General features: G+C 64.8%; 18 protein-coding genes. 9 read left to right on the forward strand and 9 right to left on the reverse strand.

Translation table 11 applies throughout. The features are described 5' to 3' along the window. Window positions 1-11: 11 nt before the first annotated feature. Window positions 12-575, reverse strand: coding sequence for an ester cyclase (locus JZ791_RS32255; RefSeq protein ID WP_216899647.1), 564 nt, complete (start codon window positions 573-575; stop codon window positions 12-14). A gap of 99 nt (window positions 576-674) precedes the next feature. Between JZ791_RS32255 and JZ791_RS32260 the strand changes: the two genes are divergently transcribed. Further along, window positions 675-1,313 (forward strand): TetR/AcrR family transcriptional regulator, encoded by a 639-nt coding sequence (locus JZ791_RS32260; RefSeq protein ID WP_216899649.1) that lies wholly within the window; start codon window positions 675-677, stop codon window positions 1,311-1,313. Between the two features lie 117 nt (window positions 1,314-1,430). Here the strand turns inward: JZ791_RS32260 and JZ791_RS46885 are convergent, their stop codons facing one another. Beyond that, window positions 1,431-1,574, reverse strand: coding sequence for a zinc-binding dehydrogenase (locus JZ791_RS46885; protein WP_216899651.1), 144 nt, complete (start codon window positions 1,572-1,574; stop codon window positions 1,431-1,433). Between the two features lie 11 nt (window positions 1,575-1,585). On the opposite strand from JZ791_RS46885, the gene JZ791_RS32270 reads away from it, so the two are divergent. Then, the gene (locus JZ791_RS32270; protein ID WP_216899653.1) at window positions 1,586-1,783 is read left to right on the forward strand and encodes a hypothetical protein; all 198 of its coding nucleotides are present in this window, start codon (window positions 1,586-1,588) and stop codon (window positions 1,781-1,783) included. Between the two features lie 131 nt (window positions 1,784-1,914). Here JZ791_RS32270 and JZ791_RS32275 read toward each other — a convergent pair whose 3' ends face one another. The 4 genes from JZ791_RS32275 to JZ791_RS32290 all read right to left on the reverse strand — a co-directional run bounded on the left by JZ791_RS32275 (window position 1,915) and on the right by JZ791_RS32290 (window position 5,497). Beyond that, window positions 1,915-2,352, reverse strand: coding sequence for an NUDIX hydrolase (locus JZ791_RS32275; protein WP_216899654.1), 438 nt, complete (start codon window positions 2,350-2,352; stop codon window positions 1,915-1,917). Window positions 2,353-2,356: 4 nt separating this feature from the next. After that, window positions 2,357-3,610 carry a DegT/DnrJ/EryC1/StrS family aminotransferase gene (locus JZ791_RS32280; RefSeq protein WP_308163202.1) on the reverse strand — a complete coding sequence of 418 codons (1,254 nt, stop codon included), beginning with the start codon at window positions 3,608-3,610 and terminating at the stop codon, window positions 2,357-2,359. Next, complete coding sequence (locus JZ791_RS32285; protein WP_308163203.1) at window positions 3,607-4,587, reverse strand: Gfo/Idh/MocA family protein; 981 nt, start codon at window positions 4,585-4,587, stop codon at window positions 3,607-3,609. Before JZ791_RS32285 ends, JZ791_RS32280 begins: the two co-directional genes overlap by 4 nt. Window positions 4,588-4,696: 109 nt before the next feature. Beyond that, entirely contained in the window at window positions 4,697-5,497 is an 801-nt protein-coding gene (locus tag JZ791_RS32290) for an ATP-binding protein (RefSeq protein ID WP_216899657.1), read from the reverse strand. Window positions 5,498-5,725: 228 nt separating this feature from the next. On the opposite strand from JZ791_RS32290, the gene JZ791_RS32295 reads away from it, so the two are divergent. Further along, entirely contained in the window at window positions 5,726-7,015 is a 1,290-nt protein-coding gene (locus JZ791_RS32295; protein WP_308163204.1) for an NsdA family TPR-like regulatory protein, read from the forward strand. A 14-nt stretch (window positions 7,016-7,029) separates the two neighbouring features. Further along, a complete protein-coding gene (locus tag JZ791_RS32300; protein WP_254206705.1) occupies window positions 7,030-7,896 on the forward strand; it encodes a phosphotransferase in 867 nt (288 codons plus the stop codon). 371 nt (window positions 7,897-8,267) lie between these two features. Here the strand turns inward: JZ791_RS32300 and JZ791_RS32305 are convergent, their stop codons facing one another. Next, window positions 8,268-9,140 (reverse strand): aldo/keto reductase family oxidoreductase, encoded by an 873-nt coding sequence (locus JZ791_RS32305; protein ID WP_216899659.1) that lies wholly within the window; start codon window positions 9,138-9,140, stop codon window positions 8,268-8,270. Window positions 9,141-9,269: 129 nt separating this feature from the next. Between JZ791_RS32305 and JZ791_RS32310 the strand changes: the two genes are divergently transcribed. Further along, window positions 9,270-9,713, forward strand: a complete 444-nt coding sequence (locus JZ791_RS32310; protein WP_216899661.1) for a winged helix-turn-helix transcriptional regulator — start codon at window positions 9,270-9,272, stop codon at window positions 9,711-9,713. Between the two features lie 11 nt (window positions 9,714-9,724). On the opposite strand, the gene JZ791_RS32315 is transcribed toward JZ791_RS32310, so the two are convergent. Next, entirely contained in the window at window positions 9,725-10,186 is a 462-nt protein-coding gene (locus JZ791_RS32315) for a MerR family transcriptional regulator (RefSeq protein WP_254206706.1), read from the reverse strand. Between the two features lie 28 nt (window positions 10,187-10,214). On the opposite strand from JZ791_RS32315, the gene JZ791_RS32320 reads away from it, so the two are divergent. After that, window positions 10,215-10,904 (forward strand): methyltransferase domain-containing protein, encoded by a 690-nt coding sequence (locus JZ791_RS32320; RefSeq protein WP_216899665.1) that lies wholly within the window; start codon window positions 10,215-10,217, stop codon window positions 10,902-10,904. A 36-nt stretch (window positions 10,905-10,940) separates the two neighbouring features. Here JZ791_RS32320 and JZ791_RS32325 read toward each other — a convergent pair whose 3' ends face one another. Further along, window positions 10,941-11,351, reverse strand: coding sequence for a VOC family protein (locus tag JZ791_RS32325; RefSeq protein ID WP_254206707.1), 411 nt, complete (start codon window positions 11,349-11,351; stop codon window positions 10,941-10,943). A 123-nt stretch (window positions 11,352-11,474) separates the two neighbouring features. Here JZ791_RS32325 and JZ791_RS32330 point away from each other — a divergent pair, with 123 nt between their 5' ends. The 3 genes from JZ791_RS32330 to JZ791_RS32340 all read left to right on the forward strand — a co-directional run. Continuing rightward, entirely contained in the window at window positions 11,475-12,215 is a 741-nt protein-coding gene (locus JZ791_RS32330; RefSeq protein ID WP_216899666.1) for an SDR family oxidoreductase, read from the forward strand. A gap of 330 nt (window positions 12,216-12,545) precedes the next feature. Continuing rightward, entirely contained in the window at window positions 12,546-14,027 is a 1,482-nt protein-coding gene (locus tag JZ791_RS32335) for a nitrate/nitrite transporter (RefSeq protein WP_216899668.1), read from the forward strand. A gap of 31 nt (window positions 14,028-14,058) precedes the next feature. Next, the coding region (locus JZ791_RS32340; RefSeq protein ID WP_216899670.1) for an FAD-dependent oxidoreductase at window positions 14,059-15,007 on the forward strand (949 nt) is incomplete at its 3' end.

The following is a 15,007-nucleotide window of genomic DNA, read 5'->3' on the forward strand; positions in this document are numbered from 1 at the left end:
CGCGCGGACTACTACCCCACCGACTTCGCCGCCTCCGCCGCACTTGCCGAGACCGCGTCCGCCGCACGCCGGTCGCGGCCGGTGAGCTTCCAGATGGCCAGCCGCGCGGCCATGGCGGGGGTCGGCGGGAAGGCGCCGAGTTGGCCGAGCATGGTCATATCGTCACGGACGGCCTCGTGGCGGATAACTTTCCCGCCGCGCACCGTCAGTAGGTGGATCTGCTCGTAATCGAGTTCGCGGCCGGAGGGCGGGATGATCTTGTCCAGCTTCTCGTCCCTGAACAGCACGAACGGTCCGGTGTGCCGCCCCTGCATGTGCACCCGGACGAAGACCTGGCCGCGCTGATCGTCGACGCCCGTGTCCAGGACGGGGAAGCGCAGGCCGGTGAACGCGGAACGCATCCAGGCGCTGGAGGCCAGCACGCCGGCTGGGCCGGGGATCGCGCAGGAGACCGGGGAGTTGACTGCCTCCCGGTTGTGAAAGTCGGCGCCGACGACCTCGGCGGCGAGCACCGGGTCGCCGGTCTCGATGACCTTGAACAGCGAATGCACGCTATCGATGGCGTTGCTGGCCATGGGAACTCCTGGCGGTGAGGGTCGGTGGGCGGTGCGCCTCGTCGAATTGAGCCTATCGCGGACCTATTGAATTCGCGAAAGATGTATCCAATATGCGCGATGGGTACGATGGCGGCCATGCTCAGCAAGCGCGCCTATGCCTCCCCGCTGCGGGAGAAGGCGGCCGCGCAGACGCGCGAGGCGATCCTGCGAGCCGCGACCGAGCTGTTCGGGCAGCGCGGGTACGGCCTGGTGACGGTCGCGGATATCGCGGCCGCGGCGGGCATCTCACCCAAGACTGTGTTCGCGAGCGTCGGCAGCAAACGCGAGATCATGGATCGCATCATCGATGCCGGGGTGGCCGCGGGCCGCTCCGAGGAGGCGATGCGGCAGGTGCTGGATGCGCGCACGCCGCGGGAGGTCCTCGCGGCGCTGGCGGCGGGCACCCGCTTCGGCAACGAGTCACAGTTCACCGTGCATGAGGCGATCCGCCTCGCGCTGCCGGTCCACGAGGACGGCGCGGCGCTCTGGGAGCGCGCCACCCGCAACTCCCGTGCGGCGCTGCGAGAAGCAGCCGACCATCTGCACACACTGACCCCGCGCCCGCGCTATCCGGCGACCGAGACCGCGGACCTGCTCTGGCTCTGGTTCGGCCCGCACGGCTGGCGCACGCTCGTCGCCGAGGCCGGCTGGTCCTGGGACCGCGCCGAAACCGCCATCCGCGAGACGGCCATCGCAGCCCTCTACGACGAGCGCTGAACCCGGACGAAGATCGCAGCAGGCTGCCCTGGTGGAGATCCGGTCTCGACGGCAGGCCTCCCATGATAGCGGCGTCCTCGAACGGAGACGACGCCCCCATTGCGGTGACTGCGACGCCTAGCATGCAACCTCGAGCACCAGTTTCCCTGTGGTGGAACCGGATTCGATGCGACGGTGTGCTTCGACGACTCGATGCAGAGGCAGGGTCTCGGTGTGGATGCGCAGATCTCCGCTATCTTCGGCGCCGGAAGCGTTGCCCATCACCACCAAAGATGTGGGTCGCGGAGAAGGTCATCGCCGCCTACGAGGACTCCACCGTCCTTGCCCGCCTGGACCGGGGCAACGACAACGCCGGACGCATCGCGGAACTGGAAAAGCGCATCGAGACCACCGCCGAAATCTGGACGCCGAGGCCGACCGCCGCACTGAAGTCCTGTCCGGCGCACGCGATGAATACGACCTGCGCGTGATCGTAAGCGGGATTGGTCGGCCAAGTCCGCGAACCACTGCTCACCGGCCACCAGCGAGGACACCATCTCTGTGGGTAAGCAGATGTTCTCTGAGCTGAGTGACACTGATGCCAGTGCATGCTGCGAGAGTGCTACAGCCCTTGATACGTGGTCAGTACTTGACGGACGGCATCGGTGACCGGCGTTTCCTCAGTCAGCGCCGTCCAGGTGTAGGCGTCGTGCTCCTGGAGCTCGACCGGTTCCGGGCTCTGTACATCGACGGCGAAGTTGAACTGGCGGCTCTTCTTGCCACTGCCGGACTGGTAGTCGAAGCTACCGAGATAGGTGTCCGCGGCGATGACCCCGAGACCGGTCTCTTCCTGCACCTCTCGGATGAGGGCTCGATCGAGCGTTTCGCCGGGTTCGACCTTGCCGCTGGGCAGTTCCCAGATGCCGCCCATGAAGTCGTCCTTGGGGCGTTGAAGCAGTAGTACCTTGCCGTTGTGCTGGACGACAGCACCGACGACAAGTTGTAGTACACCGTCGCTCTCGGCTGCGGCGGTCAGTTGTTCGATCAGGGCGGAATCCATGAATTTATCCTTCCAAATCATCGACATGGTGGATCACTTTGCGAATGGCATTGACGTACTGCATCGCGATCGGGAGGTCCTCCTCCCGGTGCCAGACCGGTAGCTTGAGCGTGGTCCGGTGGATTCGCTCGGCCTGTGGGAAGTCGCCGGGCCGGTAGGCCAACGTGCCGTCGTATTGAGGGAATAGCGGCCCGGGCTCCTGGAACAGCGGCAGGAGGTTGAGCGGGCAGGTTGAGCCTGGTCGGTCCAACTCGATGCAGCCCTCGGCCTTCAGGGCTGCGTAGAACCGTTCGATGGGCAGCCCATCGAATTCCTGCTCCTGGTACTCGAGGGCCAGGCCGTACCAGGACGAACGCACGTCGGAATCGTGCAGGGGCACGACGAGACCACGGGTGTCCTCCAGCGCTTCGGTGATCTGTTCGGCGACGCTTGCCCGGCCTTCCAAGTATTTGTCCAGGTGGTCGAGCTGTTCCAGGGCGATGGCCGCGGCCATCGGGTGGATGCGGTGCTTGAGGCCCATCCCGGTGACGCTGTAACGGCTGAGGCCGAAGCTAGCTGGTATTTCGTTGCGGCACCGCTTGTTGTACTGGCCGTGCAGCAGGACCCGGTAATAGACGTGTTCGTCGTCGGTGAGGACGAACCCGCCCTCACCGGCCGACAGGGGCTTGGGACCGTTCATGCTGAAGGCGCCAGCGCGGCCGAAGGTCCCGACCTTCCGGCTATCGACCATCGCGCCATGGGCGTGCGAGGCATCTTCCAGGAGTTGCACGCCGTACACGTCTGCCAGGCTCTTGAGGCTGCGGATTTGCGCTGGCACACCCCACATGTGCTGTACCACAATTGCTTTGGTGCGTTCGGTGATGCGCCGGGGGGTGTCGTGTGGATCCAGGTTGCCGCTGCTGTCGCAGTCCGCGAGCACCGGAATCGCTCCGAGGTGCAGCAGCGGGGTGACCGTGGCGAAGAAGGTGTAGGCGGGCACGATGACTTCGTCGCCGGGGCCGATTCCGCAGGAAGCGTACATCGAGTAGAGCGCCGCGGTACCCGAGCTGGTCGAGATCGCGTATCGCACACCGAAGTAGCTGCGCAGCGCATCCTCCAGTCGAGCGACGACGCCCGAGCGGTCGTAGATCGAGATCCCTTCGTCCAACTGGTCGAGCACAGCGTGAGCGGTGCTGTCGGTGATCGGGGGCCAGCTGAAGTGCGGTCCGGGGTCGGTGATGGCCGGTGTTCCGCCGAGTAGGGCCAGGGGTGAGGTCACAGCAACTCCTTGGGGTTGACCGATGTGTGGGTGCGGGCGGACTGGTAGCACGCAGCAACGAAGCTCATGTGCGCGAGGTTCTCTTGCGGCCCACTGAGATTCGGCCTGTCTCCGTCGATGACCTGGCGGAAGTAGTTGATCTGGCTGGTAGCGGCCGACGGCCATCCCTGTTCGCGGACCAGCGATTCGATGATTTCCCCGCTGTTGGTGAGGCGGCGGAGCCGGCCACGTTCCAGATGCACGATGCCTCTGCTTCCGACCAGGCGGATTTCCTCGGCCTTGGGGCCGATGAACCTGGAGAGGAGCAGGGACCCGTAAAGGCCGCTGTCGTAGGCGAAGTGGATCAATGCGGTGTCTTCGGCATCGTAGGTTCGGTCGGGCCTGGCACTGACCGAAAGATCCGCCGTGATGCGATCCGGGAGGCCGAAGTACCAGAGGATCAGGTCGATGAGGTGGTAGCCCATGTCGATGACGCAGCCACCACCCGCGGTCGCCGTGTTGCCGCGCCACCCGTCGGACGGATCGTCGATGTGCAGTGTGTAGCGGGCGTCGATGGCGAACGGCGTGCCGATTTGCTCGGCCAACTGGGTGAAGCTGGTGTAGATCGGATTGAATCGCCGTTGCAGCGTCACCATGAGCCGAATGCCGGACTGCTGGCAGATCTCGGCCAGTTCCTTCGCCTCGGCCATCGTGGTGGCGAAGGGCTTCTCCTTGAGCACATGGACGTGACGCTCGGCGGCGGCTTCGATGACTGCCCGGCCGACATCGTGCGGCACGCAGACCATGACGAGATCGAGCTGTTCGTGAGCGAACATCTGCCGAAAGTCCGTGTAGCCCGGAACGTCGTAACGAGTGTGCTGTTCCCGGACAACCTCGGGGTTCTCGTCGCAGACCGCGACCAGTTCGGCGCTGTCGGTCGCCTCGAGTCCCGGAAGGTGGTCATCGAGTGCTTGGCGGCCGAGCCCGACAACGCCCACGCGAAGCAGTGGCCGCCGCTCGTGTGTCAAAGATATTGTGCGCCAGAGTGCTTCGGAATCCGCCTTGGCTGCTGCGCATGTCTTGGTGCTACCGAGCGATCTCATTCGATTACCCCCAGCCGTTCGATGGTGGTGGCTGGAATGCCCAGCTCACACCAGGTGACGAGTCCGCCTTGCTCCGGATGAATCGGCCGTAGCGATGACTCAACCTGACAAGGTGATCGCTCAGCGGCAGGTCGATGAGCGGATGCGCGCCGCCCTGGCGGGCGTCCCACACCTCGATCACCACCCGCTGATCTGTCCGGGCAACACGCACCGTCAACTGTTTCAGCTCGGTGATCTCGCTCCACTTGGGATGCGGATCCGTGCTGCCGGTGGCCTGCACGGCGTCGGTGACCAGTTCGGTTACAAGCCGTTCGGTCGGAGCGATCAGCTCGATCAGCAACCAACGACTCAGCGTGTGACGCGCGTGCAACTGCGCCGTCGATACGGCGGTTGTCGTTGCCGCCAAGTGGATTTCGGCCATATCGCCCGCTCGAGGTAGCGGCTGCTGCCGGGTGACGGCCACAGTCCCAGAGCGGGGATATTCTCTGGCAGTAGGGATTTCGACCCTGTTATCAGTGTCTGCCGCGACGAACACGCCAGCGTTGGCCTCGCGCCACAGGCGAGCTTCGACTGCTTGCCTGGACATGCCCGGTTGGATCAAGTGTCTCATCGAGGGCACTGCTACATGGTGGGGCAGCGACCGTCGCAGTTCGGCGATCAGGGCCGTGAGCGCGACGTCTCCGTGGATGCGCTCATGGAAGATCATGCCCAGGTCGAAGCCTTCCCACTCGGCAAAGGCTCGGATCTGCGCTTCACAGGCCGGAACCTGGCCGCCCGCAAATTCGAGGCGCAGGTAGCCGTACATCAGGGGCCTCATCGTCACCGTCCTAGTTCGAAACCGGAAGGGCGTTCCGCTCTCCCTGCGTGGCTAGGGTCACCAGGCTCGTTCCGGTTGAAAGCCGTTACGGTCAAGGGTGAGCCGCCGCCAACCCCCTGGGGAGGGCACGTTACGGGGCAGAAAACGCCGGACCGGCCCCCTGCAGCACGGCGCGGTTAGACTTGGGCCGGACCGAGACCGGTAGGGGGTCGAAACGTGCCACCGAATCTGAAACTCCAGCAACGCCGCGAATCCACGCCGTCACGCGTCGTGCCCGGTCAGGCGATGGGGCGAGCCGAGCTAGCCGAAGCCGTCAACGACTACATTTGGCGCACCAGGAGTCTGCGTCGTGACCTTGACGGGCACACCGTTGCCCGGTACGAGCGGGGCGCTGTCCGGTGGCCGAACGAGGAGTACCGCGAAGCCTTCCGTTCCGTCCTTCGTACCACCGATGCCGAACTCGGTTTCATGCCTGCTCGGAAGCGGCGGGCAGCCGAGCGGGACCAGGCGCTTTATGTCAATTTGTTCAGCCCGTTCGATCCTGGGACTATCCCCGCGGACTACCTCCAGGATGACCGGTCTATCGGCCAAGTCGGCTGGTCTGACGTCGACAAGGTGAGGGCAGCAACGCGTGGCGCAGCCTCATCGGAAAATCTCTATGGCGGTGGATCGTCCAGCAGTGCAGCCGAAACCGAGCTTCGGCGGTTCGTGCCGCTGCTCACTGGGCAGTCGGTACCAGCGACCAGGCGCGCGTTGCTCGAGTCGATTGGGAATCTGAGCGGCGTCGCGGCCTACTCAGCCTTCGACATCGCCGACTACAACGAAGCCGAGCGCCGATTCCGGTTCGCGCTGTGGTGCGCAGACGCGGCCGGATCGTGGGAGCTGCGAGCCAGCACATTGGCGGACATGGCGCGCAAGGTGGCCTACGTCGGCAATGCCGATGGCGCACTCTCCCTGATCGAGCTGGCCCAAGTGCGATCTGACCAGTTGTCCGCCACCGCGCGTGCCATGCTCGGCGGGCTCAGAGCGCAATTCCTAGCCGCGATCGGCCGACTTGAAGACGCCCTGACCGAGGTAGCCCGCGCTGACGAACACTTCGCCGAACACATGCCCGAAGCAGCCGCTCCCTGGATGTGCTACTACGACGAAGCCGAGCATATGGGCAGCACGGGCAAGGCCTTGATCCCCGTCGCACAGGCCAGAAGCAGAATCGAACTGGCTGCACCACGTATCCGGCGGGCAGTTCAGCTCCAGCGCGAAGACTACCCTCGCTCCCGAACCTTTTCACTGACCCGACTGGCCACACTCACCATGCGCCTCGGCGACCCCAAAGAAGCAGCGGTGATCGGACTTCAGGCAGCCGACAACGCAAAACTGTTCCGCTCCAGGCGTATTCGTGACGAGTTGAATACCCTCGCCGAGGCCGCCGTGGCGCACCGGAAATTCGAGGGTGTAGCCGAACTGCGGCATGTAATCACCAGCAACGCGAATCCGGCTCTGTCATGAACCGGGCTGGGTCAATGGCAGACGTGCTCGTCGGGGCTGCGAGGCTCAGCGGCATCGACGCCAGCGGCGCCGTTTCGATCCGGAATGGATCGAATGCGATATATGAGCTGCATGGTGGGATCGTGGCGAGGATCGGCAAAGTGGGAAGTAGCGCGACTGCCGAGCGGGAAATCCTGGTGTCCCAGTGGCTCAACCACGCCGGTATTCCGACAGTCGAGGCGATTCCATCGGTTCCGCAACCCGTAGTGGTCGATGACCGGCCGGTGACATGGTGGCGGTTGATCCCAGACCACCGTGCATCAACACCCGAAGAACTGGGTGGAATGGTTCGCAGGCTCCATTCCTTGCCTCCGCCAATGGCGTTCGAACTGCCGATCTTCGACCCGCTTGTCGGGATCAGGGACCGTATCGTCTCGGCGGCAACGATCAATCACGATGATCGGTCTTGGCTCATTGAGCATTACACCATACTCGAGAAACAGTACGACGAGCTGTCCAATCCGGAATCGCCGTGCGTGATTCACGGCGATGCCTGGCAAGGCAATCTTGTTGTCCCGCAGTCAGGCATACCCATTGTGCTTGATCTCGACAAAGTTTCACTTGGTCGACGCGAGTGGGATCTGATTCAAATCGCCGTGGACTACACCGATTTCAGGCGAATCACCGAGGGTGAATATCGTTCCTTCGTCTCAGCGTACGGCGGCTACGACGTGACATCGTGGCCAGGGTTCCGAGTACTAGCAGACATCCAGGAGCTGCGATGGGTGACGTTTGCCCTGAGCCTGACGGAAGCGAGCGGAAACGCCGCAGACCAAGCCCGGCATAGGATTGCGTGTTTGAAGGGCGAAGTAGCACGGCCGTGGAAGTGGAGTGCGTTGTAACGAACTCAGGGCTGCCGCGCCCGTCCGGGCCTTGCCGCGTAAGTGAGTGTCACCTTGTCTGCATTGCGTACGGGGCAGGCGTATTAATCGCGACTTTCCGGCACTACTTATCAGAAGTATGTTCTGGACGATATAACGCTTTGCGTCCTGCAGCAAGATAGGCGTATATTCTGTCGCCTGGCATCTGGGGCATCAATGAGTCAAGATGCCGGATTGGCCATGGCTGGTTGCTGTGCTCACCGCCTCCACAATAGGCCGCGCCGCGGTCACACTTCTGCATCATGAGCACCTGCGGGCCGCTCCTGGTAGACCAGCGACTGCCGAGAGCGATACCGTGAGGCCCGCCGGTGAGTCGGCATTCCGAAGCGGAATCAGCGGCCGATCGTGTCAAGTTCGGTGAGATCCTCGGCGGAGAGTTCGAGTCCCGCGCCGAGGACGTTCTCGCGGAGATGCGCCACCGACGAGGTGCCGGGGATCAGCAGGATGTTCGGTGAGCGGTGCAGGAGCCAGGCCAGGGCGACGGACATCGGTGTCGCGTTCAGCCGGGCGGCCACGCTCGACAGGGCCGAGGATTGCAGGGGGCTGAAACCGCCGAGGGGGAAGAAGGGCACGTAGGCGATGCGGGCGGCGGCTAGTTCATCGATCAGCGCGTCGTCGCCACGGTAGGCGAGGTTGTACATGTTCTGCACGCATACGATCGGCGCGATTGCCCGTGCCTCGGTGATCTGGTCCGCGGTGGCATTGCTGACGCCGAGGTGCCGGATCAGGCCCTGGTGCTGGAGTTCGACGAGCGTCTCGAATGGTTCGGCGAGGGAGCCGGGCTGGGGTCCCTGGGCGTTGCCGAGTCGCAGGTTGACCAGGTCGAGGGCCTCGACGCCGAGGGTTTCGAGGTTCTCGTGGATCGAACGGCGCAGGCTGTCCGGGTCTCTGGCCGGGGGCCAGCCGCCTTGCTCGTCGCGGATCGCGCCGACCTTGGTCACGACATGCAGCGATTCCGGGTATGGGTGCAGTGCGTCCCGGATCAGCTGGTTGGTAATGCGTGGGCCGTAGGCGTTGCTGGTGTCGATGTGGGTGATTCCGAGGTCGACGGCCGCGCGCAGGACGGCGAGGGCGGCGTCGGGGTCGACGGGTGGTCCCATAACCCCGGGCCCGGCGAGTTGCATTGCGCCGTAACCGAATCGGGTGATGGTTACGTCGCCCAGTGTCCAGGTGCCGCCGGGAAGCGAAGTGGAGAGTGTGGTCATACCTCTGCCTTTCCTGTTCGATCAGGGTGGTGCCCGAAGGTTTCTTGCTTCAGTATTGATAGGTAACTTCCTGCTGGGAAGTAGGCACTTCGAGGTGCGTAGGTCACCCGTGGGTGAGAGGAGCAGTCGATGGCAACGATGACGGCGGCACAGAAGAAGGCGCAGGCCAAGGTGGAATATGATGCCTTCATAGCGGCATGTCCCAGCCGCAAACTGCTCGATCGGATCTCCGACAAATGGGTCACCCTGATCCTCGCCGCTCTGGGCAGCGACGGCTCCCACCGGACCGGCGAACACTGCGCCGGCTCCCCTCGGCCGATGCGCTACTCCGAACTGTCCCGCCTCTTGGCCGGCGTCAGCCAGAAAATGCTCACCCAGACCCTGCGCTCCCTGGAACGCGACGGCCTGATCACCCGCACCGCGACCCCCACCGTTCCCGTCACGGTCACCTACGAACTGACCGACCTCGGCCTGTCCCTGCACCACCTGATGCGCGACCTGAAAGCCTGGGCCGAGGAGAATATGGACGACGTCCTCACCCACCGCGAAACGTACGACACCAGCCACCCCTGAGCCGCTGGTAACTACGTGACCAGCGGTATCGATCGTGATCGGGTCGCCGAGTGCCGTGCGCGGTCCGGCGGGCCGTCATGGCCTGTCGCGGAAGGCGGCTGCAACCGATCGGCCAGCAGTCCCCGGAAGTGCGGGCACGCCATGATGTCGTCGTGCGGGCATTCCAGACCGCCTTCGAGCATGTCCAGAGCGGCCTGCGCCCGGGCGATCCGTGCCAGCAACTTCTCGCGATGGCGGGCCATCATCGCATGCCGTGCCGACGCGGACCGGGCCGTGAACATCGTCCGGATATCGGCGAGTCCCAAACCCGCGTCCTTCGAAATCAGGATCGCCGCCACCCGGTACAGATCCGTGTCGGTGTAGCGGCGGCGATCACCGTCGCGGGCGGGCGTCAGCAATCCTTGCGTCTCCCAGTACCGCAAGACATGTGTCGGCAAACCGAACCGAGACGCCATCTCACCGATTGACTTCATGTCGACATTAACTCGCACAATGACGATCATGTCCACATTGCTCACTCTTCTCGACGCCTTCGACAACCTGCCCCAGGCTCGCGACCTGCGGGAAACCACCTACCGCGCGCTCGGCGACGCCGTTGTCGACGTCGGCTGCGGCGGCGGGCGCGCCGTCGGCGAGTTGGCTGCCCGCGGGGTGCGGGCCATCGGCGTCGATCTGAACCCCGCCATGATCCAGGCCGCCGCCGACCGCTGGCCGGCGGCGGAATTCCACGTCGCCGACGCCACCGCGCTGCCGCTCGACGACGGCTCGGTCACCGGCTACCGCGCCGACAAGCTCTTGCACGCCCTCCCCGAACCCGAGCGAGCCGTCGCCGAGGCCCGCCGGGTCCTGGCCGCACACGGCCGCGCGGTGCTGATCGGCCAGGACTGGGACACCTGGGTGATCGACTCCGACAATCCCGAACTCACCCGCGCGCTCGTCCACGCCCGCGCGGACCGCATGCCCCACCCGCGGATCGCCCGCCGATACCGAAACCTTCTGCTGGACAACGGGTTCACCGACGTCACCGTCGAGGTTCACACGATCGTGTGGACGGACGCCAGCTGCCTGCCGACGCTCGCCGACATCGCCGGAGAAGGCGCCTGGCTCGACGCCCAAGCCGCGAGGGCACGCGACGACCGCCTGTTCGCCGCCCTCCCGATCTTCGTCGCCTCGGGGACGCGCGCGGGCTGAGTACCGGCCCTCGCTACGGGATCTGCCAGATGAACACTATGACGGTGAGACGGTCAAGCAGAAGGGGTGACCGGAAGGATCCAGCAGTACACGCCAGCGATCGGGTGCGGGTTGGAAGTCGGCTTTGGAGGCGCCCAAAGCGATCGCCGCCTTCTCGGCGCTGTCGAGTTCGGAAACGAACAGATCCAGGTGCATCTGCTTGGGCACCCGATTGCCCGGCCAGTCCGGAGGCACGTGATCGTCCACGCGCTCGACCGTCATCGTGACACCATCACCCCGTAGAACAACGAGTTCCTCGGAGTCGTACACGATCTCGAATTCGAGCAGTTCCCGATAGAACCGCCCGAGGTCTCGCGGGTCCTTGCTGTCCAGCGAAACAGCGCCGAATCTGGCTGTCGCGGCCACGATCCCCCTGAAGTTGGTAGTTACCGCCCGCGGCAAAGCCATTCGGACGGTTGGTATTCCAGCGCCAGCCTACGCCCGAGGCGGTCCGGCAACTTGCGATGGCCTGGGCCGCGAGAAGTCCGCCGAATGTGTCGCCCCCTGTGAACTCTGGTACACGTGGAGCACATGAGCGACCTCATCGACCTCGCCGGCAAGACAGTCATCGTCACCGGCGCCTCCTCGGGAATCGGCGCCGCCACGGCGCGCCGGCTGCACGCGGCCGGCGCGCACCCCGTACTCGCCGCCCGCCGCGCCGACCGGCTGGACACCCTGAGCAAGGAACTCGACGGCGCCCTGGCCGTCCCCACCGACGTGACCGACCCCGCGCAGGTTCGAGATCTGGTCGCCGCGACTCTCGACCGGCACGACCGCATCGACGGACTGGTCAACAACGCCGGCGCCAACCTCGACGGACAACTGGACCAGGTCGATCCGGCCGAGTTCGCCCAGATCCTGCAGCTCAACGTCGCCAGCCTGCTGACGGTGACACAGGCCGTGCTGCCCGCCATGCGGCAACAGCACTTCGGGCGCATCGTGAACGTCAGCTCCGGGACAACCCGCCGCGTCGCCGTCGGCATCGGCGCCTACGCCTCGACCAAATCAGCGGTCAACATGCTCAGCGCGGTGCTGACCGAGGAACTCGCCGGCGACGGTATCGCGGTGTCGCTGGTGCTGCCCTCCATCACCGCCACCGAATTCGGCGACAGCATGTTCACCCTCGGCGCGTCGCCCCGGCCGGGCATGGTGGTGCAGAGCCCGGACTACGTGGCCCGGTTCGTGTTGCGGCTGCTGCGCACCGGCGAGGAATCCATCGACATCCCGCACGGCCCCGAACAATCCGATATCGATGAGGCGCCCGGCCGATAGGGTTGGCCCCAGCACCTGATACAGCCTCTCGGAACCGACCCCATCTCGAATGGCGTGCCGAGTTTTTCACAGCGAGAGTTGCCGTATAGTGAGATTTCGGTCATCATAGTTGTCATCTCCGCACGGTGAGCTATGGAGTGGCAATTCTCTCATTGACAATCGCAGACTCGAGTGGGGTCTCGAAAATCGGTGCAGCGCGGGCAATTCCGAATCTCTCACCGACGCAGATCGCGGATCGTGAGTAGACGGTTATTTCGCGGACATTGCGCGCAGCATCGGTGAAATATCCGTCACTTACCGTTGGCGCCGACCGATGTTTGGGAGGCCCTGATGAGCAGGTTGACGCGCGATCATGATATCGCGGAGTGGGATGCCGAGGATGTCGCGACCTGGGAGAGCGGCGGGAAGAAAATCGCCCGCCGCAATCTGATCTGGTCGGTGTTCGTCGAGCACGTCGGATTCTCGATATGGTCAATCTGGTCGGTGATGGTGCTGTTCATGCCGGTCGATGTCTTCCATATCGATCCGGCCGGGAAATTCTTCCTGGGTGCGGTGCCGACGCTGGTCGGCGGCGTGCTGCGAATACCTTATACGGTGGCGACCGCGCGATTCGGCGGACGCAACTGGACGATATTCAGCGCGTTGATGTTGTTTATCCCGATTCTGCTGACCCTGTATTTCATCAACCGACCGGGAACGTCGTATACGACATTTCTGGTGATCGCGGCCTTCGCCGGCTTCGGCGGTGGAAACTTCGCGTCGTCGATGACGAATATCAACGCCTTCTACCCGCAGCGGCTGAAGGGCTGGGCGCTGGGCATGAACGCCGGAGGCGGCAATCTCGGTGTCCCGGTGATCCAATTGGCCGGACTGGCGGTGATCGCCACCGTGGGCAGCGCATATCACCATGCCTCGGTCGTCTGCCTGGTGTATCTGGCGCTTGTCGTCGTCGCGGCCGCCGGCGCCGCGCTGAACATGGACAACCTGCGCAATCAGAAGGCGGATCTGTCGTACATGCTCACCGCGCTGCGTGTGCCGCAGTCGTGGGCGATCGCATTCCTGTACATCGGAACCTTCGGTTCCTTCATCGGATTCTCCTTCGCATTCGGACAGATACTTCAGGTGAGCTTCATGGCCGGCGGCGCCAAAGCGGCCCAGGCCTCGCTGCACGCCGCACAGATCGCATTCATCGGACCGTTGCTGGGCTCGGTGGCCCGGCCCTACGGGGGCAAATGGGCCGACCGATTCGGCGGCAGCCGAGTGACCGCGTGCAGTTTCGCGGCCATGATGGTCGCGGCGATTGCCGTCGCGGTGGCGAGCACGGTCGCCGACGGTCATCGGCACGTGCCGACCGGAGGCGTCATGGTCGCGCTGGTCGTCGGCTTCATCGCGCTGTTCGTTGTTTCCGGCATCGGCAACGGGGCGGTCACCAAAATCATTCCGTCCGTATTCGACGCGAAATCCAAGAGTCTGCCGCTGGATGGCGTGGCGCGCGCCGCGTGGTCGCAGAACACCTCGGGAGCGCTGATCGGGTTCGTCGGCGCCATCGGTGCGCTGGGCGGTGTCGGCATCAACATGGTGCTGCGCTCGTCGTATGCGTCGACACAATCGGCGACGACCGCCTTCTGGGTGTTCACCTCCTTCTACGTCGTATGCGCTGTCCTGTGCTGGGCGGTGTTCCTGCGCCGGCCGTCCCGTCGGGCGACGACCGACGAGGCCGTGACACCGGAGGCGATTACTGCAAGCCCTCATAACACATTGCCGGACAACGTGATTCGATCGCCGAAACTGCCGGTCCGGCAGCGCGGCTGAACAGACGCTCGGGGCACGGAGAGGAATCGCGATGGACAGCACAGCGGATTCGGCCCGGAAACGGACCGTCGTCGTAGTCGGCCACGGGATGGTCGGGCACCGGTTCGTGCAGGCGCTGCGCGCCCGCGACACGGCCGGTAGCTGGCAGGTGGTGGTGCTGGGCGAGGAGGCGCGAGCCGCCTACGACCGGGTCGGCCTGTCGTCCTATGTGGGCAGTTGGGACGCGGGGGCGCTGGCACTTTCCGGTAACGACTACGCCGGTGACTCGCTGGTCGACCTGCGGGTGGGCGTGCGGGCCGAGGCGATCGATCGTATCGCCCGCAAGGTGTTCACCTCCGATGGCGAGGCGATCGCCTATGACGCGGTGGTGCTGGCGACCGGTTCGTATCCGTTCGTGCCACCGGTGCCCGGGCATGACCGGCCCGAATGCTTCGTCTACCGCACCATCGATGATCTGGACGGCATCCGCGCCGCCGCGCAGGCGGCCGGTCCCGGGGCGGTCGGCGTCGTGGTCGGCGGTGGCCTGCTGGGTCTCGAGGCAGCGAATGCGTTGCGGCTCTTGGGAATGACTCCGCACGTGGTCGAGCACAACAAGCGGCTGATGTCCGCTCAGATCGACGAGGGCGGCGGCGCTGTCTTGGCGGCGCTGGTCGGCGAACTGGGTTTGCGGGTCCGTACCGGGGTCGGCCTCTCGGGTATCGAGGCCGTGCCGGGTGCGGACGTCGGCGATCGACTGGAGCTCGCGTTGTCCGATGAGTCGCGGTTGCGGGCGGCCGTGGTGGTGTTCGCTGCCGGTGTGCGTCCGCGTGATCAGGTGGCGCGCGACGCCGGGTTGCAGGTCGGTCCGCGTGGTGGTGTGATCACCGATCTCGGTTTGCGGACCAGCGATCCCGATATTTACGCCGTGGGTGAGGTCGCAGCGGTGGAGGGGACCTGTTACGGCCTGGTCGCACCCGGTTACACCACCGCCGAGGTCGTCG

The organism is Nocardia alni (assembly GCF_019038435.1).
In the GTDB taxonomy this organism is placed as follows: Bacteria; Actinomycetota; Actinomycetes; order Mycobacteriales; family Mycobacteriaceae; genus Nocardia; species Nocardia alni.